The sequence below is a fragment of the Bradyrhizobium sp. S3.12.5 genome (assembly GCF_040548225.1).
GTDB lineage: Bacteria > Pseudomonadota > Alphaproteobacteria > Rhizobiales > Xanthobacteraceae > Bradyrhizobium > Bradyrhizobium cytisi.
Genome location: NZ_JBEPRF010000004.1, coordinates 151,343 through 171,082 on the forward strand (window position 1 = coordinate 151,343; position 19,740 = coordinate 171,082).

General features: G+C 63.8%; 23 protein-coding genes. 19 read left to right on the forward strand and 4 right to left on the reverse strand.

The genetic code is table 11. The features are described 5' to 3' along the window. Positions 1-458 precede the first annotated feature (458 nt). From ABIC09_RS06740 to ABIC09_RS06755, 4 genes are all read right to left on the reverse strand, one after another. Positions 459-1,094: a MarR family winged helix-turn-helix transcriptional regulator gene (locus ABIC09_RS06740; RefSeq protein ID WP_148749559.1), complete on the reverse strand. Its 636-nt coding sequence runs from the start codon at positions 1,092-1,094 to the stop codon at positions 459-461. A 779-nt stretch (positions 1,095-1,873) separates the two neighbouring features. After that, a complete protein-coding gene (gene fliI / locus ABIC09_RS06745) occupies positions 1,874-3,199 on the reverse strand; it encodes a flagellar protein export ATPase FliI (RefSeq protein WP_354108781.1) in 1,326 nt (441 codons plus the stop codon). A gap of 36 nt (positions 3,200-3,235) precedes the next feature. Then, positions 3,236-3,964, reverse strand: a complete 729-nt coding sequence (gene flgF, locus ABIC09_RS06750; RefSeq protein WP_148749557.1) for a flagellar basal-body rod protein FlgF — start codon at positions 3,962-3,964, stop codon at positions 3,236-3,238. A gap of 3 nt (positions 3,965-3,967) precedes the next feature. After that, complete coding sequence (locus tag ABIC09_RS06755; protein WP_354108782.1) at positions 3,968-4,759, reverse strand: DUF1217 domain-containing protein; 792 nt, start codon at positions 4,757-4,759, stop codon at positions 3,968-3,970. A gap of 142 nt (positions 4,760-4,901) precedes the next feature. Between ABIC09_RS06755 and motA the strand changes: the two genes are divergently transcribed. The 19 genes from motA to ABIC09_RS06850 all read left to right on the forward strand — a co-directional run bounded on the left by motA (position 4,902) and on the right by ABIC09_RS06850 (position 19,528). Then, on the forward strand, positions 4,902-5,798 hold the full coding sequence (gene motA, locus ABIC09_RS06760; protein WP_354108783.1) for a flagellar motor stator protein MotA: 897 nt from the start codon (positions 4,902-4,904) through the stop codon (positions 5,796-5,798). Beyond that, on the forward strand, positions 5,795-6,736 hold the full coding sequence (locus ABIC09_RS06765; RefSeq protein ID WP_148749554.1) for a flagellar motor switch protein FliM: 942 nt from the start codon (positions 5,795-5,797) through the stop codon (positions 6,734-6,736). The genes motA and ABIC09_RS06765 overlap by 4 nt, the downstream gene beginning before the upstream one ends. Further along, on the forward strand, positions 6,717-7,031 hold the full coding sequence (locus ABIC09_RS06770; protein WP_354033116.1) for a hypothetical protein: 315 nt from the start codon (positions 6,717-6,719) through the stop codon (positions 7,029-7,031). The genes ABIC09_RS06765 and ABIC09_RS06770 overlap by 20 nt, the downstream gene beginning before the upstream one ends. A 75-nt stretch (positions 7,032-7,106) precedes the next feature. Then, positions 7,107-7,481, forward strand: coding sequence for a flagellar motor switch protein FliN (fliN, locus tag ABIC09_RS06775; protein WP_354033115.1), 375 nt, complete (start codon positions 7,107-7,109; stop codon positions 7,479-7,481). A 2-nt stretch (positions 7,482-7,483) separates the two neighbouring features. Then, positions 7,484-8,524 carry a flagellar motor switch protein FliG gene (locus tag ABIC09_RS06780; RefSeq protein WP_148749551.1) on the forward strand — a complete coding sequence of 347 codons (1,041 nt, stop codon included), beginning with the start codon at positions 7,484-7,486 and terminating at the stop codon, positions 8,522-8,524. Between the two features lie 13 nt (positions 8,525-8,537). Then, a complete protein-coding gene (gene flhB / locus ABIC09_RS06785) occupies positions 8,538-9,623 on the forward strand; it encodes a flagellar biosynthesis protein FlhB (RefSeq protein WP_354108784.1) in 1,086 nt (361 codons plus the stop codon). An 86-nt stretch (positions 9,624-9,709) separates the two neighbouring features. Beyond that, positions 9,710-10,090, forward strand: coding sequence for a flagellar basal body rod protein FlgB (flgB, locus tag ABIC09_RS06790; protein WP_148749549.1), 381 nt, complete (start codon positions 9,710-9,712; stop codon positions 10,088-10,090). An 11-nt stretch (positions 10,091-10,101) separates the two neighbouring features. Further along, positions 10,102-10,518: a flagellar basal body rod protein FlgC gene (flgC, locus tag ABIC09_RS06795; RefSeq protein WP_148749548.1), complete on the forward strand. Its 417-nt coding sequence runs from the start codon at positions 10,102-10,104 to the stop codon at positions 10,516-10,518. 2 nt (positions 10,519-10,520) lie between these two features. Further along, positions 10,521-10,850, forward strand: coding sequence for a flagellar hook-basal body complex protein FliE (fliE, locus tag ABIC09_RS06800; RefSeq protein WP_354108785.1), 330 nt, complete (start codon positions 10,521-10,523; stop codon positions 10,848-10,850). A 17-nt stretch (positions 10,851-10,867) separates the two neighbouring features. Next, positions 10,868-11,659 carry a flagellar basal-body rod protein FlgG gene (gene flgG / locus ABIC09_RS06805; protein WP_148749546.1) on the forward strand — a complete coding sequence of 264 codons (792 nt, stop codon included), beginning with the start codon at positions 10,868-10,870 and terminating at the stop codon, positions 11,657-11,659. A 13-nt stretch (positions 11,660-11,672) separates the two neighbouring features. Then, positions 11,673-12,149, forward strand: a complete 477-nt coding sequence (gene flgA / locus ABIC09_RS06810) for a flagellar basal body P-ring formation chaperone FlgA (RefSeq protein ID WP_246229652.1) — start codon at positions 11,673-11,675, stop codon at positions 12,147-12,149. Next, positions 12,146-13,276 carry a flagellar basal body P-ring protein FlgI gene (gene flgI, locus ABIC09_RS06815; RefSeq protein WP_148749544.1) on the forward strand — a complete coding sequence of 377 codons (1,131 nt, stop codon included), beginning with the start codon at positions 12,146-12,148 and terminating at the stop codon, positions 13,274-13,276. The genes flgA and flgI overlap by 4 nt, the downstream gene beginning before the upstream one ends. Positions 13,277-13,343: 67 nt before the next feature. Continuing rightward, complete coding sequence (locus ABIC09_RS06820) at positions 13,344-14,111, forward strand: MotE family protein (RefSeq protein ID WP_354108786.1); 768 nt, start codon at positions 13,344-13,346, stop codon at positions 14,109-14,111. Next, on the forward strand, positions 14,111-14,806 hold the full coding sequence (flgH, locus tag ABIC09_RS06825; RefSeq protein ID WP_148749542.1) for a flagellar basal body L-ring protein FlgH: 696 nt from the start codon (positions 14,111-14,113) through the stop codon (positions 14,804-14,806). Before ABIC09_RS06820 ends, flgH begins: the two co-directional genes overlap by 1 nt. Positions 14,807-14,836: 30 nt before the next feature. After that, positions 14,837-15,280: a flagellar basal body-associated FliL family protein gene (locus tag ABIC09_RS06830; RefSeq protein ID WP_148749541.1), complete on the forward strand. Its 444-nt coding sequence runs from the start codon at positions 14,837-14,839 to the stop codon at positions 15,278-15,280. Beyond that, a complete protein-coding gene (fliP, locus tag ABIC09_RS06835) occupies positions 15,277-16,017 on the forward strand; it encodes a flagellar type III secretion system pore protein FliP (RefSeq protein WP_148749540.1) in 741 nt (246 codons plus the stop codon). Before ABIC09_RS06830 ends, fliP begins: the two co-directional genes overlap by 4 nt. A gap of 242 nt (positions 16,018-16,259) precedes the next feature. Beyond that, positions 16,260-17,165 (forward strand): flagellin N-terminal helical domain-containing protein, encoded by a 906-nt coding sequence (locus ABIC09_RS06840; protein ID WP_148749539.1) that lies wholly within the window; start codon positions 16,260-16,262, stop codon positions 17,163-17,165. Between the two features lie 269 nt (positions 17,166-17,434). Next, a complete protein-coding gene (locus tag ABIC09_RS06845; RefSeq protein ID WP_148749538.1) occupies positions 17,435-18,343 on the forward strand; it encodes a flagellin N-terminal helical domain-containing protein in 909 nt (302 codons plus the stop codon). 276 nt (positions 18,344-18,619) lie between these two features. Beyond that, positions 18,620-19,528, forward strand: coding sequence for a flagellin N-terminal helical domain-containing protein (locus tag ABIC09_RS06850; protein WP_354108787.1), 909 nt, complete (start codon positions 18,620-18,622; stop codon positions 19,526-19,528). Positions 19,529-19,740: the final 212 nt, after the last annotated feature.

Genomic DNA, 19,740 nt, shown 5'->3' on the forward strand with positions numbered 1-19,740 from the left:
CAAGCTTTCGCGGAGATGTGGAGCGCCCAACCGGGTCAACCGCATCGCTAATCTGCGAGGCGAGGGAGGCCAGAACGAACTCGGCTCCCGGGAGAGCACGGCATAAGCCGTCAAACCACTGCGCAGGGAAGGCCGAGTGATTGGCGCCACCTGTATGCTGCTGTGCGGTTTTCCTGCGCTACACATTCGCGCAGCAGACCGCGGGTGCGAGGTCAGCACCCGGCCTTCCCTGCGCCCTCTCGGACAAGAGGGGGCGCGACGAAGCAAAGCTCGGGCGAAATCAGCCGCGAGGACGCGAAGGCGTATCTGCGATTCAAAATGCGAACCGGAAGAGCAAAGCTGTTGCCTCATACTCCGTCATTGCGAGCGCAGCGAAGCAATCCAGAGTCTTTCCGCGGAGGAATTCCGGATCGCTTCGCTGCGCTCGCAATGACGGTGTGTAGCCGCGCGCGGCTGCCTCAACTCCGGCTTGCCACCCGCGCGCGATCGAGATGCTCCTCGATCTTGGGGCGGTCACGGGTGCGCTCGAAGCTGGTGCAGAGCAGCTCCGTCTCCTCGAGTGAGACGGGCGCGCGATACAGCCGGCACATGAACTCGGCGGTGGCGCGTCCCTTGCCTGTGCCGGGGCTGCGCTCGGCCAGGAACATGCAATCGCGGCAGATGCTGGCATCGAGCCGCTGATGGGCTGCGTCGAGATGATTGAGAACCTCGCGCAGCGAGTCGCGCAGGTGAAGGCGATCGTCGGTCTCGAGTGCCCTGACCGCATTGACGACGTGATTGATCGGATCGTGCTGGCTCAGGCATTTCTCGCCCTGCGCGGTGACGTGGAGCACGACAGAACGCTTGTCTTCCTGCGACGGTTTCCGCACCAGGAGGGATTTGCTTTCCAGCGTCTTCACGATCTGCGATGCGGTCGCCCTGGTCGCGCCGATGAAGCCGGCGAGCGCGGATGGCGTGCGCGAGAAGCGATTGGCGCGGCCGAGGAAGCGCAGCGCCATCCATTCCCGATCGCGCAACCCGTGTTGATTTCCTTCGAAGTACCAGGCTCTGGCCGCCTGAACCAGCAGCTCGACGGCCTCGCGTGCCAACGGCATAAATTCCTACCTCGCCCCGGGAATCGCGTGTGCGGCGCCCCGAAGCCGCTTTCCACCATGGCGCACGAATGTCTCGCGAGAGTCCCACATGACCTGGACTGATGAGCACGGCAGGATACTGCGCGAGAAACGCTGCTGCCGACGGCATGCCAACTGCAGAGTCGTCGAACGCAGGCCCGAGCTGCCGTCACTGCCGGACGATGGATCGGAGTTGTACAACCGAAGCCCCTGAGTTCAAGTCACACGCAGACGTTTCTTATGTTCCACCGAAACGATGAATGAGCTTATCAACAAAATCAAGTACAGACACTCGTGAAGACCGGATGTCGCTGCAGGCGAATGTAACGTTCAAGACAATCTCGCTGTTCGGGACACATGATAGTGAACACAATACGTTGCTCCGCAGGCAGCATGCACGCAACTATACGACGGTTTAATTGCACGGCATGTTGTTGTTCGTCGTTGATGCAAATTGATCGAAGCTTGTGCATGACGACGATGTGCATCGGCATGTCATCCACAGGCTTGTGCGATGGGGCCGGGAGAATCGCCAGGGGAACTCGGAAGGAATGCACGCGCCGGTTGTCTCGGCCGTGATCGCAGAATCATGCGTTCGGTCGCTTTCGCCGCTGCCCGCGCTGCTCATCCGGATGGTTGATGCCCAGGCCAGTGGCGGCGATGCATGCGCATGCGCCGGAAGCGGGGCGCCATGCGCGATCGACTGTCGAGAACCACGAGCAGGGCGAGAGCGCAGGCGCGAAGCGCGCCGTCTCCCCTGATTAGTCGCCCTTGAGCATGTCCCTGAGCTCGCGGAACGGATCGCCGCTTGGGGACGCCGAGGCGTCCTGCCGCATCGCGTTGTAGATCCTCGGAACCATGTCGACGGCCTGGTCTAGCCCCGAATCACGTCCCGATTGGTATCCGCCCATCAGGCGAAGGTCGCGGGTGTCCTCGTATTTGGCGATCAGGGTGCGCAATTTGCTCACCAATTCGCGCTCCTCGGGGTCCCAGACGTTGTGGGCGAGACGGGAGACCGAGGCCAGCACATCCACGGCGGGATAGCGCGCCTGGTCCGCAATGTGCCTGGAGAGCACGATGTGCCCGTCCAGTGTGCTGCGGATGGTGTCGGCGATCGGCTCGTTATGGTCGTCGCCGTCGACCAGCACGGAGAAGATGCCGGTGATGGTGCCGGAGCCCTCCTCGCCGGGCCCGGCACGCTCCAGCAGGCGCGGCAGGTCGGTGAAGACTGTCGGGGCATAGCCGCGGGCCACTGCGGGCTCGCCGGCTGCAAGCGCGACCTCGCGGGAAGCATGGGCGAATCGGGTGATGGAATCGACCACGAGCAGCACCGATTCGCCGCGGTCGCGGAAGTATTCGGCCACGGCCATCGCCGTCTTCGGCGCCAGCCGCCGCATCATCGGGCTTTCATCGCCGGTCGATACAATGGTGACGGAGCGGTTACGGTCGTTGCCGAGCACGTCCTCGATGAATTCGCGCACCTCGCGGCCGCGCTCGCCGACCAGCGCCAGCACGACCGTATCAAAACCCTGGCTGCGGGCGAGCATCGCGAGCAGTGTCGATTTGCCGACGCCGGAGCCGGCAAAGATGCCGACGCGCTGGCCGGCGCAGATCGGCGCAAACAGGTCGATGACACGGACGCCGGTGCGCAGCGGCTTGTGGACGCGCGCCCGATTCATCGCCGGCGGCGCTTCCCTCTCCGCCGAGACCGCCCGCGATCCCGGGGTGAGCGGGCCCATTCCGTCCAGCGGAGCGCCGAGCGCATTGATAACGCGTCCCTTCCAGCTCGGATCCGGCGCGAACGACAATGCCGGCATGCGGTAGGCGACCGAGCCGAGCCCTCCGGCGAATTGCCGGTCGAACGGCTTTGCGACGATGCCGTCGCTGTCGATCCGCACCACCTCGCCGATCTGGGGCTTGCCCCCGGAATTGACACCGATCAGCTCGCCGAGCTTGACGGCGCGCGACAGGCCGGAGACGCGGAAATGCGTCGGCGCGATCTCGGAGACCGCGCCGCTGACGCTTGCCAGCGGCGTACTCTGCTGGAGCTCGAGCAGCGCCCACTCAAGTTGACGAAGAGCGTTCAAGGAAACCGTCCACCCAAATTACGCGCGACGCGCAGCCTACTTGCTGGGGTCGCCCAGCGTCTGAATTGCGTTCCGGAGCGTGCTCTCCGTGCCCTCGATCAGCGAGTTGGTGCTGTCGAAGGCGCGCGAGGCCGACATCAGCTTTGTCAATTCCATCATGGGGTTGGCGCTGGAGCCCTCGACATAGCCCTGCTTGAAGCCGTCCCGGCTGAAATCGCCGATGGCGGTCGCGGGACGGTCTGGCGTGACGCCGGAATTGCCGTACCGGTCGAGATCGGCATCGGCCGGAATGCTGAACAGGCCGATGGTGCCGATCTCATTGTTGTCCTGGGTGATCGCGCCGCTACGCGAGATCGAGACCGGCCCGCCGTTCGGGTCGAGCGAGATCTGCGCACCGCCGGAATCGATGACGGGGAAGCCCGACACCGTCTGAAGGTCGCCGTTGGCGGCGATCTGGAGCCGGCCGTCGCGGGTATAGACCGTGCCGTTGGGGCCGGCGAAGGCGATCCAGCCCTGTCCGACCACGGCGACGTCGAGCGGGTTGCCGGTCTCGGTAATGCTGCCTTGCTCGCGCGAGATGATATTCTCGCCGGGCGAGGAGAACGCGACCGGATTCGCGGCGGCCTTCGACAACACCGTCTCGAATTTCACCACGTCGGTGCGAAAGCCGGACGTGTTGACGTTGGCGACGTTGTTGGCGATCGTCTGGAGGCGCTTCTCGAGCGCGACCTGCGCCGACAATCCCACATAAAGAGCCGATTGCATGGTTTACCTGTTGAACTTGATGTTCTGAAGTGTCGTGAGCAAGCCGGCGTCCATGCTGGCCGACGACGTCGACGCGCCGGTGATCAGGACCAGTGCGGGGTTGGTCGAGGTGTCGCTCTGGGCCTGCGTCGCGTCCCACATCGCGGCGAAGCGCTGCACGAATTTGGTGACCTTGGTCGAGTCCTGGAAATCGGTGAGATTGATCTTGTCCGTGATCATCTTGGCCTGCATGTCGATATCGGACGAAGAGATCGTCGGCGACCATCCCATTGCGGTCTGCACCACCTGGGTCAGCGCCTTGTCGGCGAGGATCTGGTAGGGGCTCGTGATCGAGGAGGCCTTGCGCGTGAAGTAGAGCGCAAGCCGCAGGCCCTCGTTCTGGTCGCCGGCGTTCTGCTCCATCGTCTGCGTGACGTATTGGGTCGCCGTGCCGGTCGTGGCCGCGGTCGTCGAGGTCGCGTTGGCGCCATTGGCGGCGAAATTGAAGGCCGTGGCGAATTCCTTGTAGCGGCTGTCGCTGAGCTGGTTGGCGAAGGCGTCCTTGGCCGAGACGCCCTCGGTCAGCACCTTGCGCATGAAGGCCTTGGCATAGGTCATGTCGCTGAGGCCATAGGCCTTCATCGCGTAGGAGTAGAGCCGATAGTCGCCCAGGAAGTCGTCGATCGTCTTCACATTGCCGATATGGCTCAGAAAGTAGTCGGTGTCGCGGCTCACGTCCGGTTCATCCGCGACCTGCGTGAGCGACTTGCTCATGTCCTTGGTCAGTCTGGTGTAATCCGCGATCGTGGATAGCATGGCACGCGCCCCTTTGGCCGCTATTGCGACATCGCCTCAAGCTGCCGCGAATTGCTTGCGTGGGGCTGGCCATGCCGAAGCCAGCTTCGCGCAAGCGTCGCCGACTAGATATTCCCGATGTGATCGGCGATGGAGTGGCGCGTTGCTCAGTTTCGTGGGGATTTTCATCACGGTGGCAGCACTGCTCGGCGGATTTGCCGCCATGGGCGGCCATCTGGCCGTGCTGATGCAGCCATGGGAATTCGTGATCATCTTGGGCACCGCGGTCGGCACCTTCATCGTGGCCAATCCGTGGAAGACGGTCGTGGACACCGGGGTGGCCTGCGTGCAGGCCATCACCGGAGCGGTGCCGGGCGAACGCTATTATCTCGATCTGCTCGGGGCGCTCCATGCGCTGATGCGCGAGCTGCGCGGCAAGGGCCGTAACGAGGTCGAGGCGCATATCGACGATCCTTCGGCCTCGGAGATCTTCAAGGCGTTCCCGAGCGTGCTCGGCGACGCGTCCCTGCTCCAGTTCATCTGCGACTATGTTCGCCTCATCATCATGGGCAATGCGCGCACGCATGAGATCGAGGCGCTGATGGACGAGGAGATCCACACCATCGTGAAGAGCAAGTTGACGCCCTATCACGCGCTGGTGGTGGTGTCCGAGGCGCTGCCGGCGCTCGGCATCGTCGCCGCCGTGCTCGGCGTCATCAAGGCCATGGGCGCGCTCGACCAGTCGCCGAAGCTGCTCGGCGGCTTCATCGGCGCGGCGCTGGTCGGCACCTTCGCCGGCATCTTCCTGTCTTACGGCATCATTTCGCCCTTCGCGCTGAAGATCAAGATGACGCGCGAGAAGAAGTGCCGGCCCTATATCATCGTCAAGCAGACGCTGCTGGCGTTCATGAACGGCGCCATGCCGCAGATCGCCGTCGAGCACGGCCGCAAGATGATCGCGAGCAGCGAGCGGCCGTCGATCGACGTCGTCGAGAACGAGACGATCGCAGGTCCCAAGGCCGTCGTGACCGAAGCTGAACCCAAGGTTGCACGCGCATGACGATGGAGGACGTCGAGATCGATCAGCGGAAGCAGCTGCCGAACTACCTGCTGGATGCAGCCGGCATTTCGATCGAACGCATGCCGATGCTCAATGTGATCTTCGATCGCATGGCAGCATCGTGCACGGACAGCCTGCAGCCGATGGCAGGAACACCGTGCTATTTCTCGGTCAACGGCATCGTCAACGATCGCGTCGGCGACATCATCAAGGACTACGAGGGCAACGCGGTCGCCGCCGTGCTCTACGCCGAGCAGTGGGACTCCCGCGTCATCATCGTGCTCGACCGCGATTTCGTGTTCACCATGGTGGAGGCGATGTTCGGCTCCGATGGCGCCGAGCCGCCGCTCGACGTCGAGCGTTCGTTCTCGAACATCGAGATTCGCCTGGTCCAGGCGCTGTTCGAGCGGTTCGCCAAGGCGCTGCAAACAGCCTTCGCCGGCACCTCCAACGTCACCTTCCGCGTCGAGCGGGTCGAGACCGCCATGGCGTCGCTGGCGATCGGGCGGAGCGGCAACATGTCGATCTGCGCGAACATCATGCTGCAGGCGCTCTACCGCGGCGGTCAGATGTTCCTGATCGTCCCGCACTCCGCGCTCAACCCGCTGCGGCAGAAGCTCGCCCACGTCGTCGTCAGCGACGGTCGCGCGGCCGACCCGCGCTGGCGCGAGCAGATGGAAAGCGAGGTTCACCGCACCGAAGTGACGCTGAGCGCGGTGCTCGACGAGAAGATGATCTCCCTTGAGGACGTCGTGAAGTTCAAGGTCGGACAGGTGCTCGAGCTCGAAGCCACGCCGCGCACGCTGGCGCGGCTCGAGAGCAACAACCAGGTGCTGTTCTGGTGCCAGATCGGCCAGCTTGATGGCTACTACGCCATGCAGGTGGCAGATCCCGTCGATCAGAAGCGGGAGTTCGTCGATGATATCCTATCTCGTTGATGCCGTGCTGCTGATTGCGCTGGCGTTCACCAGCATGCGGGTGACCCGGATGCACCGCGAGCTGGCGCGGCTGCGCAACTATCAGGGCGAGTTCTCGACCATCGTCCACGAGACCGCGGGCGCGTTCGATACTGTGATCACCGCGGCGCATGATTCCACGGCAAATCTCGGCCGGCTCGCCAGCGTGCTGAGCACGAAGATCGACCAGGCTCACGAGGTGATTGCGGCGCTCGACGCGCGGACCGGGCTGCAGCCCGCTGCGACCGCGAACGGCGCCGAGGTCAACAAGCACTAGGGCTGGGGCCGGCTGAACGGACAGATCGGAACGTCGCGGCGCTCCGGGAGCGGAAATACCAAGAGGCGATAACAAATGGCGCAATCCTTCGACTACGAGTCAGCACCCGCATCCGATGATGCCGAGACGTCTCCGCTGGAGCGGCTGGCGGAGATCGCCGCGCGCACTGCGGAGGAGGCCGGCAAGTTCGCCAATGTCGATGCCATCCTGCGCATTCCCGTCACCATGCAGGTGGTGCTGGGATCGGCGACCATCCCTGTGGCGAATCTGATGAAGCTCGGCCGCGGCGCCGTGGTTCCGCTGGATCACCGCGTCGGCGAGCCCGTCGACGTCGTGGTCAACGGCCGCGTCGTGGCCCGCGGCGAGGTGGTCGTCGTCGAAGAGGACAATTCGCGCTTCGGTGTCTCGCTGACCGAGATCGTCGGACCTCTGGGGCAGGGTGATTCCTGACCATGGCGGCACAGGTCGGCATCGCTCCCATCAAGCAGCGAGGCGTTGCCACGCTGGGCGGAACGGAAAAGGTCGCGGCGCTCCTGTTGGCCATGGGCCGGCAGGCGGCCGCGAGCGTGCTCGCGCAATTCGAGCCGCAGGATATCCGGATCGTCACCAAGGCCGCGGCTGAGCTGCGGCCGATTACGGCGCAGGAACTCGAGTCGATCGTCGAGGAGTTCGCCCAGCAGTTCTCGATGGGCGCCAACATTCTCGGCACCCTCGGTGGCCTCGAAGCCGTGCTCGGCGACGTGCTTCCCGCCGACCAGGTCTCGGCGATCATGTCGGACCTGCTCGGCAATTCGAGCCGGTCGGTGTGGGACCGCGTCTCGTCGGTCTCGGAAAACTCGCTGGCGACCTACCTCTCCAAGGAGCATCCGCAGACCGCGGCGCTGATCCTGTCCAAGGTCAAGCCGTCCTGCGCCGCCAAGGTGATGAGCCAGTTGCCGTCGAGCTTGCGCAACGAGCTGATGCGGCGCGTGCTCAGCCTCAAGCCGATCGTCGACGACGCGATGAAGGTCCTCGAGAAGACGCTGCACGAAGACCTGACGCTCAATTTCGCCCGCAACCTCGGCGCCGACACCTACGCCCGCGTCGCCGACATCATCAACAAGATGGAGCGTGGTCATATCGAGGACATGCTGAAGAGCCTGTCGGAGAAGCGGCCGAAGTCTGCCGAAGTGCTGAAGGAGCTGCTATTCACCTTCGACGACGTCGTCAACCTGGCGCCGAAGGCGCGCACCATGATCTTCGACCAGGTGCCGACCGATCGTATCGTCGTCGCGCTGAAGGGCACCGACAAGCACTTCCGCGAACTGATCCTGTCCGCGGTCGCCTCGCGCGTCCGTCGCGTCGTCGAGCACGAGCTCGCGATCGGCGAGCCGTCGAACCAGCGCGACGTGCTGGAGGCGCGCCGCGTCATCACCGACCTCGCCCTCGACCTCGCCGAGAAGGGTGAAATCGAGCTCAATCCCGACCAGGACGATGAGCTGGTCTTCCGCTGACCGCTGAACTGGCATGGCAGAGACATCCGACCAGGAGAGCAAAACAGAAGAGCCGACCGAGAAGAAAGTCCGCGATGCGCTCGAACAGGGCAATATTCCGGTCTCTCGGGAGGCGTCTATTCTCGCGACCATGGCGGCGCTGATGGTGATTCAGGCGTTCCTGATCGGCCAGGGCGTGCAGCGACTGACGCCGACCTTGAAGAGCTTTATCGACGAACCCGACGGCTTCCCGCTCAGCACCGCGGCGGACGCACTGAATCTTATCACCGTGGTAGGCCTCGAGGCGCTGCGATTCCTGGTGCCGCTGGTCGTGATCATCGCGGTGTTCGGGCTCGCCGCGTCGCTGCTGCAAAACGCGCCGCGGTTGGTGCTGCAGCGCATCTTGCCCGACGTCTCCCGAATCTCGCCCGCCAGCGGCTGGAGCCGCATTTTCGGAACGCAGGGCCTCGTGGAGTTCGCCAAGTCGGTGTTCAAGCTCGCCTCGGTGACCGCCGTCGTCTGCTTCGTGCTGCGATCGTCGGAGGCAAGGGCGTTCGAGGCGATGTATACCGATCCCGTCGCGCTGCCGGAGATGATCCTCACCATCGCGATGCGGATCGTATCGGCGATCTGCATCGCGACGATCGTGCTGGTCGCGATCGATCTCGCCTGGGCGCGGTTCCGCTGGCGGCGCGAGCTGCGCATGACCAAGCAGGAGATCAAGGACGAGCACAAGCAGGCCGAGGGCGATCCGCTGATCAAGGCGCGCCTGCGCTCGCTCGCGCGCGACCGCTCGCGCCAACGCATGATCGCCTCCGTGCCGCGCGCGACGCTGGTGATCGCGAACCCGACGCACTTTGCAATCGCATTGCGCTACAACCGCGACGAAAACCCGGCCCCTCTCGTGGTGGCCAAGGGCATGGACGTGATCGCGCTGAAGATCCGCGAGGCCGCCGAGCAGAACAGGATCCCGGTGATCGAGAACAAGGCTCTCGCGCGCGCGCTCTACGAAGCGGTGCAGGTCGATCAGGTCATCCCTGCCGAGTTCTTCCGCCCGGTTGCCGAGATCATCTACTTCCTGCAGTCGAAGCAAACGCCGCGGCCCGAGAAGGTTCAGTAGACTGACCAGGATGGTGCTTCGCGCAACAGCTTGACGAAAGCTTAACGCCCTAGGGTTCTCTCCAATGAATCATAAATGGGGCTGTCGTGGGACCGCTTTTTCTCTTCGAGCTCGCATCGTCGCAGGCACGCTGGCTCGAGCTTCGTCAGTCGACCATCGCCACCAACGTCGCCAACGCCAATACGCCGGGTTTCAAGGCGCGCGACGTCGAGCCGTTCAACAAGGTGCTTGACGGAATGCCGGTCAGGCTCGCGACGACGTCGCCCACGCATATGCAGCTTTCCCCGGCCGAAACCGACACGCGAGCAACCGCGAAGAAGGATAGCTGGGATGTCGTCCACTCCGGCAACTCGGTCAGCCTCGAGCAGGAAATGATCAAGGGCAGCGACGTCAATCGCGACTATTCGATGAACTCGGCGATCGTGCGCTCGTTCAATCGCATGATCCTGACCAGTGCGAAGACCTGAGGTGAACTGACATGCTGGACGCTCTACAGGCTTCATTGACGGTCGCAAGCTCCGGCCTCGAAGCGCAGTCGTCGCGCATGCGGGTTGTCTCGGAAAATCTCGCGAATGCGAGCTCGACCGGGCGCACCGCCGGTGCAGATCCGTATCAGCGCAAGACAATCACTTTCGATGCCGCAATGGATCGTGCCTCGGGCACGCAGCTGGCGAAGGTCAAGGAGATCGGGGTCGACACCACGCCCTACCGTGTCGAGTACGATCCGGGCCATCCCGCGGCCGACAAGGCCGGCTACGTGAAGATGCCGAACGTCAACATGATGATCGAGATGGCGGACATGCGGGAAGTCAACCGGTCCTATGAAGCCAATCTCCAGGTCGTGAAGCAGGTGAGATCGATGCTCGGCATGACCATCGATCTTCTGAGGAGCTGACAATGCTAGAGGCGATTTCATCCACTGCGATCACCGCGGGGCAGGCGGCATCCCGCATCACCGAGACGCAGACCGTTGCGCCCAGTGCGACGTCCCCGGTTCAGGCCGGCGACGACGTTGGCTTCGACTCCGTGATGAAGCAGGTGACCACGGACGCGATCGGCACGCTGAAGGCCGGCGAGAGCGCGTCGATCTCGGCGATACAGGGCAAGGAGTCGACGCGGAAAGTTGTCGAGGCGCTGATGTCGGCCGAGCAGGCTTTGCAGACCGCGGTCGCGGTCCGCGACAAGGTCGTGCAGGCCTACCAAGAAGTCGTTCGTATGTCGATTTGATCTGAAGGAATCACGCTGTGAAATCACTCGCCATCGCGGCTACGGGCATGAATGCCCAGCAGACCAATATCGAAGTCATCGCGAACAACATCGCCAACATCAACACCACGTCGTTCAAGCGTGCACGTGCGGAATTCACCGATCTGTTCTACCAGATGGACCGCATGCAGGGTGTTGCGAACGTCAACGGCGCCTCGCCGATCCCGGAAGGCGCGAATCTCGGTCTCGGCGTCAAGTCGGCCGCAATCCGCAAGCTGCACATCCAGGGCGCGCTTACGCAGACCGGCAACCCATATGACCTCGCGATCAACGGTCGCGGCTGGTTTCAGGTGCTCGGCCCGAACAACGAGGTGCAGTACACCCGCGCGGGCTCGTTCAACACCAACGCCACCGGCCAGCTGGTGACGATGGACGGCTATTTGCTGGATCCCAACATCACGGTGCCGCAGGGAACGGTGCAGGTCACCGTCAACCAGACCGGGCAGGTGTTCGCCAAGCTGGACGCGGAAGTCAATCCGCGTCAGATCGGCCAGCTCAACCTTGCCAATTTCGCCAACGAGGCGGGCCTCGAGCCGCTGGGCAGCAATCTCTATCGCGAGACCACGGCATCAGGTGCGCCGGTCGTCGGTCTCCCCGGCGATGCCGGCTACGGCAAGATCAACCAGCAGTATCTCGAGGCCTCGAACGTCGATCCCGTCAAGGAAATCACCGAGTTGATCTCGGCGCAGCGCGCCTATGAGATGAATGCCAAGGTCATCCAGGCGTCGGATGAGATGGCGCAGACGGTATCGAAGAATCTCAGTCGCTAGTTCCGGTGTGTCGATGTTGAACAGGGTGGGCCTGATCGCACGCGGGTTGGCCGCCGCGCTGCTGGTTCTCGTCTCCGCGCGGCCCGCCGCCGCAGACGAGCGGCGGCTTCCCGTGCCGGCGATAGCGATCCGCGCCGGTGAGCTGATCAGGGACGACATGATCACTGAGCGCGTCTTTGCGCCGAACGTGCTCGGCGTCGCCATGTTCATCGAAGGGCGTCAGGTCCTGGTCGGCCGCATGGCGCGGCGGTCGTTGCTGCCGGGCCAGCCGATTCCAACCAATTCGGTGGAGGATCCCTTCACCATCGCCCGCGGTGCCATGGTCAAGGTCGTGGTTGAAGACTCTGGCCTGTCGATCGTGACCTACGGCGCGGCCATGCAATCCGGTGCGCCTGGCTCGCTCATTACCGTGCGAAACACCGACACGGGCGTGATGATCAGGGCCATCGTCCAGCCGGACGGCACGGTCAAGGTCGCGGACGGGTCATGACCAGAGTCCTGATCGCGCTTCTCCTCATCGTTTCCGCCGCCAGCGCCCAGGCCGCCGTCCGCATCAAGGACATCGCGGACATCAAGGGATTGCGCGAAAACCAGATCGTCGGCTACGGCCTCGTCATCGGCCTTAACGGCACCGGCGACACCCTGCGCAACGCGCCGTTCACGGAACAGTCGCTGCAGTCGATGCTCGAAAACATGGGCATCAATGTCCGGAACGAGACGACGAGCACGAACAATCCGTCGCGGCCGACGACGCTGCGCACGCGCAACGTCGCCGCCGTGATGGTGACCGCCGACCTGCAGCCGTCGATCGGACCGGGCGAGCGGATGGACGTGACGGTATCGTCGCTGGGAGATGCGACGTCTCTGCTCGGCGGCACGCTGGTGATGACCTCGCTGCGCGCGGCGGACGGTGCGGTCTACGCAGTGGCACAAGGTGCGGTCACGGTCGCCGGTTACAGCGTCGGAGGCCAGGCCCAGAACGTCAGCCAGGGCACGCCGACGGCGGGCCGCATTCCGAACGGCGCGCTGGTCGAGCGCGAGGTGCAGGGCAGCCTGCACGAGATGGAATACCTGGTGCTCGAGCTGAAGAACCCCGATTTCGTCACTGCGACGCGAATCCTCGACGCCGTCAATCGCTATGCCGGCGGCCGCTATCGCGCCCAGATCGCCTTCGAGCGCGACTACCGGACCATCGTGCTGTCCAAGCCACGCTATGTCGGACCGGTCCGCTTCCTCGCCGAGATCGGCGAACTCACCGTCGAGCCAGACACGCCGGCGCGGGTGGTGATCAACGAACGCACCGGAACGGTGGTGATCGGTCGCGACGTGCGAATCTCCACTGTCGCCGTCACCCACGGCAATCTGACCGTCCGTGTCACCGAGCTGCCCGTGGTGTCGCAGCCGGCGCCGTTCTCGCAAGGCCAGACGGTCGTGGTGCCCCAGACCATCGTCGAGGCCAACGAGGCCGGGTCGCAGGTGGCGATCCTGAGCGGTGTCGACCTCCAGCGCCTCGTGCGCGGGCTGAACCAGATCGGACTGAAGCCGTCCGGCATCATCGCAATCCTCCAGGCGATCAAGACGGCGGGCGCGCTGCAGGCTGAAGTCATCGTGCAATGATGCACAAGCGTCGTGCAAGCTTGGTCGCTCAATGCTCTGGTCTCGACCGAGAATCGCACGCGATCCGATGCTGAAGCTGGACCACATAGCGCAACTTCTTCTCCTGGCCGCGATGTTCGCGCTCGCGGGCGCTTCGCCCGCGCTGGCGCTGGACGAGCCGAAGTCGTCGAAGCCGCTCAATTTACTTTCCTTCGCCCGTGCCCGCGCGCCCGGCCCGCAGAAGCCGCACGCTCCGGTGACGTCGGTCCCGAGCGATAATTCGAGGGCAACAGCCTGGGCGGCCGAAGATTCGGGTCCCGCCATCACGGGTGCGGTCCCGACAGAGGCTTCTCCGCCGGCACCGGCCCCCGCACCTGTGCCGACGCGTCCGGCGAAGTCCGGCAGCGTCGCGGCGCCGCCGAAGCCGGCGCCGGCTCAAGCTGCCGCGCCTGGGGACAACGAAGTTGCGCTGTTCTGCAGCAACGTGGCCGATCCCGCCGTCGACGCCAGGCTCGCATGGCAGCTGAAAGAGCTGGAGAAGGCTGAGAGCCTGCTGCGGGAGCGGATCGTCGAAGTCGAGGCCAAGCGCGCCGAATACGAGAAGTGGATGGCGCTGCGCGACGACTTCCTGAAGAAAGCGGAAGCGAGCGTCGTCGAGATCTATTCGCGCATGAAGCCGGACGCTGCCGCCACGCAGATCGCCGGCATGGCGGACGAGACGGCCGCCGCGGTGCTCGCAAAGCTCAGCCCGAGGAGTTCGAGCGCAATTTTCAACGAGATGGAGACCGGGCGCGCAGCACATCTCGCCGACCTGCTCGGTGGAATGCGTCGCGTGGATGACGGGAAGACCAAGTAATGAAGAAGCCGATCCTCCTCCTGTCGCTCGTGCTTCTTGGCGGATGCTCCCATGATCCGGCAGAAATCCTGACCGGCCCGAAACTGTCGCCCGTGGGCAGCGGTCTGAGGACGCCGGCCGAACCGATCCCGGTGACGCCCCGCATGCGCACGCCCGTCAGCTATCGCTCGACCTGGGATGACGGCACCGACCTCTACCGCGATCCCCGCGCCCGGCGCGTCGGCGACGTGGTCACGGTGATCATCTCGATGCAGGACAAGGCCAAGCTCGACAACAAGACCAACCGCGCGCGCGATTCGCAGATCCAGTTCGGGCTGAATTGGCTGATGGACGTCGCAGGATGGCAGGACAAGGGCCAGGCCAACGCCAACCTCAACACCAATTCCCAGATCAAGGGCAACGGTCAGATCGACCGCTCCGAGGACATCAAGCTTTCCATTGCGGCCGTCGTCACCGACGTGTTGCCGAACGGAAATATGATGATCAGCGGGTCGCAGGAGTTCGGTATCAACACGGAGATGCGCGTGCTCAACGTCGGCGGTATCGTGCGTCCACGCGATATTTCGCGAACCAACACGATCTCCTACGAGAAGATCGCCGAGGCACGCGTGGCCTATGGCGGTCGCGGAAATCTGTCGGACGTGCAGCAACCTGGATGGGGTCACCGGATCTATGATGCCGTGGCACCGTTCTGAGACTCGCGCGTCGTGGGAGCAGGGGGCGTCATGCGCCTGATTGCCGCCATCGTCGTGCTGACCCTGGTCGCGATCGGCGCGGGCGCGCTTGCGGGCCTGCACCTGTTTGCCGCTGCCGAGCGCGTTGCCGACGCAAAGAAGGGGGCCACCCCGCCGCCGGTCGCGTCGAGCTACGCCGGCAGCGCGCGGCTCCGGAAGTTGTCTCCGATCGTGACCAATCTCGCGTCGCCGGCCAACAATTGGGCCCGGGTCGAGGCCTCCATGGTGACCGACAGCATGAGCGACGAGGATGCCGGCATCCTGGCCGCTCACATCAGCGAGGACATCGTCACTTACTTGCGGTCCGCCTCGGTCACGCAGTTCGAAGGCACGCGCGGGCTCCAGCATCTGCGCGACGACCTGTCCGAACGCGCCAGCATCCGCTCGTCCGGCAAAGTCCGCGAATTGATCATTGAGACGTTGGTGATCCAGTGAAATTGAGAGTCCTGCTGCTTGCATCGCTGCTGGTCGTGCTGCCCGAGGTAGCGTTCGCCCAGATTCCGGACCTCAATTCGCTGCTGCCGCCGGGCAACGGCTCGACCAGCGGCCGCATCATCCAGCTCATGGCGCTGCTGACGGTGCTGTCCGTCGCACCGGGCCTGCTCATCATGGTGACGAGCTTCACGCGCTTCGCCGTCGCGCTCTCCTTCCTGCGCGCCGGCCTCGGCCTTCAGACGACGCCTCCGAATCTCGTGCTGATCAGCCTCGCCATGTTCATGACCTTCTACGTCATGGCGCCGACCTTCGATCGCGCCTGGGAAACCGGCGTGCAGCCGCTGATGAAGAACGAGATCTCGGAGGAGGAGGCTTATCTGAAGATCAGCGATCCGTTCCGCGAGTTCATGCTGGCCCATGTCCGCGACAAGGACCTGCAGACGTTCGAATCGCTCGCCGCGGAAAGCTTTCGCAGGAAGTTCGACGACAAGCGCATCGACATGCGCGTTATCATCCCGGCGTTCATGATCTCCGAGCTCCGGCGTTCGTTCGAGATTGGCTTCCTCATCATCCTGCCGTTCCTCGTCATCGACATGATCGTGGCGACGCTGACTATGTCGATGGGCATGATGATGATGCCGCCGTCGATCCTCGCGCTGCCGTTCAAGGTGCTGTTCTTCGTGCTGATCGACGGCTGGAACCTGCTCGCCTCCGGACTGGTGCGGTCGTTCTCATAACAACGGTGATCGCCAGGCGGCCGGTTATGGTTAGCGAAGAGTAATATTAACCATATGATTTTGCTGCGGAATTCAAGCCCGCCTTAATCCGGAAGCAAGATTCGGCGTGCTAGCAATGCGGCACGGCGGGTTGGACCCCACCCATATCAGTCCAAAGGCATGATGCCGCCCCTCCGTACCGGTGAAAGCCCGGTATGTCCCCCTCGTGAAAATGTAACGCCTACATCAAAGGGACATTCGCAATGTCAAGCCTGCTTACGAACTCGACTGCCATGACCGCCCTCCAGACCCTGCGGTCTGTGAGCTCCCAACTCGCCACCACGCAGACCCGCATCTCGACCGGCCAGCGCGTCTCGACCGCTTCGGACAACGCCGCCTACTGGTCCATCGCGACCTCGATGCGCGCCGATAACGCCGCGCTCTCCGCGGTCTCCGACTCGCTCGGTCTGTCGGCCGCGACTGTCGACACAGAATATACCGCTCTGACTTCGGTTGTCGGCGACAGCACCGGCGGCCTGACCAAGCTGCAGTCGCTGCTGGTCGAAGCCAAGACCGCGGGTATCGACCGGACCAAGATCCAGGCCGACGTCACCCAGATCCAGCAGCAGATGCAGGGCACCGCCGCGGCGGCAACCTTCAACGGCGTGAACTGGCTGAGCACGACGACGGCCACGCCGGCGACGGTCGACCTGGTGTCGTCGTACTCCCGCGTCGGCAGCACGCCGACCACCGGCTCGATCACGCTGACCACTGCCAACTATGCGCTCTATAGCTCGTCCACCACCGGTATCCTGGACACGGTGAGCGGTGGTGCATCGGTCAACACGATCGACATCTCCACGCTGACCGATTCAGCGGCCGACCAGACCACGCTCGATGGCTACATCGCGAAGGTGACTTCTGCGATCAACTCGGTGGCTTCCGCTGCCGCGAACCTCGGCGCCGTGAAGAACCGTATCTCGACCAACACGGACTTCGTGAAGTCGCTGATGGACTCGGTGACGCGCGGTATCGGCCAGCTCGTCGACGCCGACATGAACCAGGAGTCCACCCGGTTGTCGGCTCTCCAGGTCCAGCAGCAGCTCGGCGTTCAGGCGCTTTCGATCGCCAACAGCAGCAGCCAGAGCATCCTCTCGCTGTTCCGCTAAGCCTGAAAACCATCTGGGGGAGGGCCGCGCTTCTCGCGAAGCGCGGCCCTTCTCGTTTGATGTGACGTTCCGCGCACGCCGCAATTTCGGCTGCGCTGTTGCGGCCAGGACACAGGGCCACAAGCCCCGCACAAGCTTCGCGCGCTACGGTCGCTGCTACGACAGGTTGGGCCTTCTTTTCCGCAGCCCAAAGGCATGACGCCGCCCTGTCGTACCGGTGCAAGTCCGGTATGTCCCCAAATCAACTCTATCTTCAAAGGGACATCAAAATGGGTTCTAGCCTTCTCACCAACTCCGCCGCAATGACCGCGCTGCAGACGCTGCGCAACGTCAGCTCCAGCCTCCAGACCACTGAAAACCGTATCTCGACCGGCCAGCGCGTGGCCACCGCTTCGGACAACGCCGCCTACTGGTCGATCGCAACCTCGATGCGTGCCGACAATGCAGCGCTCTCCGCGGTCTCCGACTCGCTCGGCCTGTCCGCTGCGACCGTCGACACCGAATATACCGCTCTCACCGCGGTTGTCGGCGACAGCACCGGCGGCCTGACCAAGCTGCAGGCGCTGCTGGTCGAAGCCAAGACCGCCGGCATTGATCGCACCAAGATCCAGGCCGACGTCACTCAGATCCAGCAGCAGATGCAGGGCACCGCCGCGGCGGCAACCTTCAACGGCGTGAACTGGCTGAGCACGACGACGGCTACGCCGGCGACCTTCGACCTGGTGTCGTCGTTCTCCCGCGTCGGTGGCACGCCGACCATCGGCTCCATCACCCTGACGATCTCCAACTACTCGCTCTATACCTCGTCCACCACCGGCATCCTGGACACCGTGAGCGGTGGTGCGTCGGTCAACACGATCGACATCAGCACGCTGACCGATTCGGCGGCTGACCAGACCACGCTCAGCGGCTACATCACGCAGGTCACCGCTGCGATCAACTCGGTGGCTTCGGCGGCCGCCGACCTCGGTGCCGTCAAGAACCGCATCTCGACCAACACGGACTTCGTCAAGAGCTTGATGGACTCGGTGAATCGCGGTGTCGGTCAGCTCGTCGACGCCGACATGAATGCAGAATCCACCCGCCTCCAGGCGCTCCAGACCCAGCAGCAGCTCGGTGTTCAGGCGCTCTCGATCGCCAACCAGAACAGCCAGAGCATCCTCTCGCTGTTCCGCTAAGCCTGAAAACCATCTGAGGGGGCCGCGCTTCTCGCGAAGCGCGGCCCTTATCATTTTGGCCTGCGTAGTTCGCACGTCAAAGGCGCGATTTCGCGCCTCGAATTGCGGTCCGGTCACGGAGCCACAAGCTTCGCACAAACTCCGCATGCTATCGCCGTCGTTACGACAGGTTGAGCGCGCTTTTCCGCAGCCCAAAGGCATGATGCCGCCCTGTCGTACCGGTGCAAGCCCGGTATGTCCCAAAAATTTCAATTCGTTTTCAAGGGGACGTCAAACATGAGCTCCAGCCTTCTCACCAACTCCGCCGCAATGACCGCGCTGCAGACGCTGCGCAATGTCAGCTCCAGCCTCCAGACCACCGAAAACCGGATCTCGACCGGCCAGCGCGTCGCGACCGCTTCGGACAACGCTGCCTACTGGTCGATCGCGACCTCGATGCGTGCGGACAACGCCGCGCTCTCCGCCGTCTCCGACTCGCTCGGTCTGTCGGCTGCGACCGTCGACACCGAATATACCGCTCTGACCGCGGTTGTCGGCGACAACACCGGCGGCCTCACCAAGCTCCAGGCGCTGCTGGTCGAAGCCAAGACCGCCGGTATCGACCGCACCAAGATCCAGGCCGACATCACTCAGATCCAACAGCAGATGCAGGGCACCGCCGCGGCGGCAACCTTCAACGGCGTGAACTGGCTGAGCACGACGACGGCCACGCCGGCGACCTTCGACCTGGTGTCGTCGTTCTCCCGCGTCGGTGGCACGCCGACCATCGGCTCCATCACCCTGACGATCTCCAACTACTCGCTCTATACCTCGTCCACCACCGGCATCCTGGACACCGTGAGCGGTGGTGCGTCGGTCAACACGATCGACATCAGCACGCTGACCGATTCGGCGGCTGACCAGACCACGCTCAGCGGCTACATCACGCAGGTCACCGCTGCGATCAACTCGGTGGCTTCGGCTGCCGCCGACCTCGGCGCCGTCAAGAACCGCATTGCGACCAACACGGACTTCGTCAAGACGTTGATGGACTCGGTGACGCGCGGTGTCGGTCAGCTCGTCGACGCCGACATGAATGCGGAATCCACCCGCCTCCAGGCGCTCCAGACCCAGCAGCAGCTCGGCGTTCAGGCGCTCTCGATCGCCAACCAGAACAGCCAGAGCATCCTCTCGCTGTTCAAGTAAGCTCCCGCTTCGAAGACGGCCGTGCTCCCAAGGGAGCACGGTCCCCCGCCGTGACCGGCGGAAGTGACGGCACATGATGTGCCCGTAATCGACCTCCTGACGCCAGACCTGATGCAGCAGGCTGCAGCCGATCGCGCGGTGACGCGTTCGATCGCCAGTCCATTGCCGTCGGACTGCCTGCGTCGCCCGAAGTTCTTGTAAAATTGCATCGC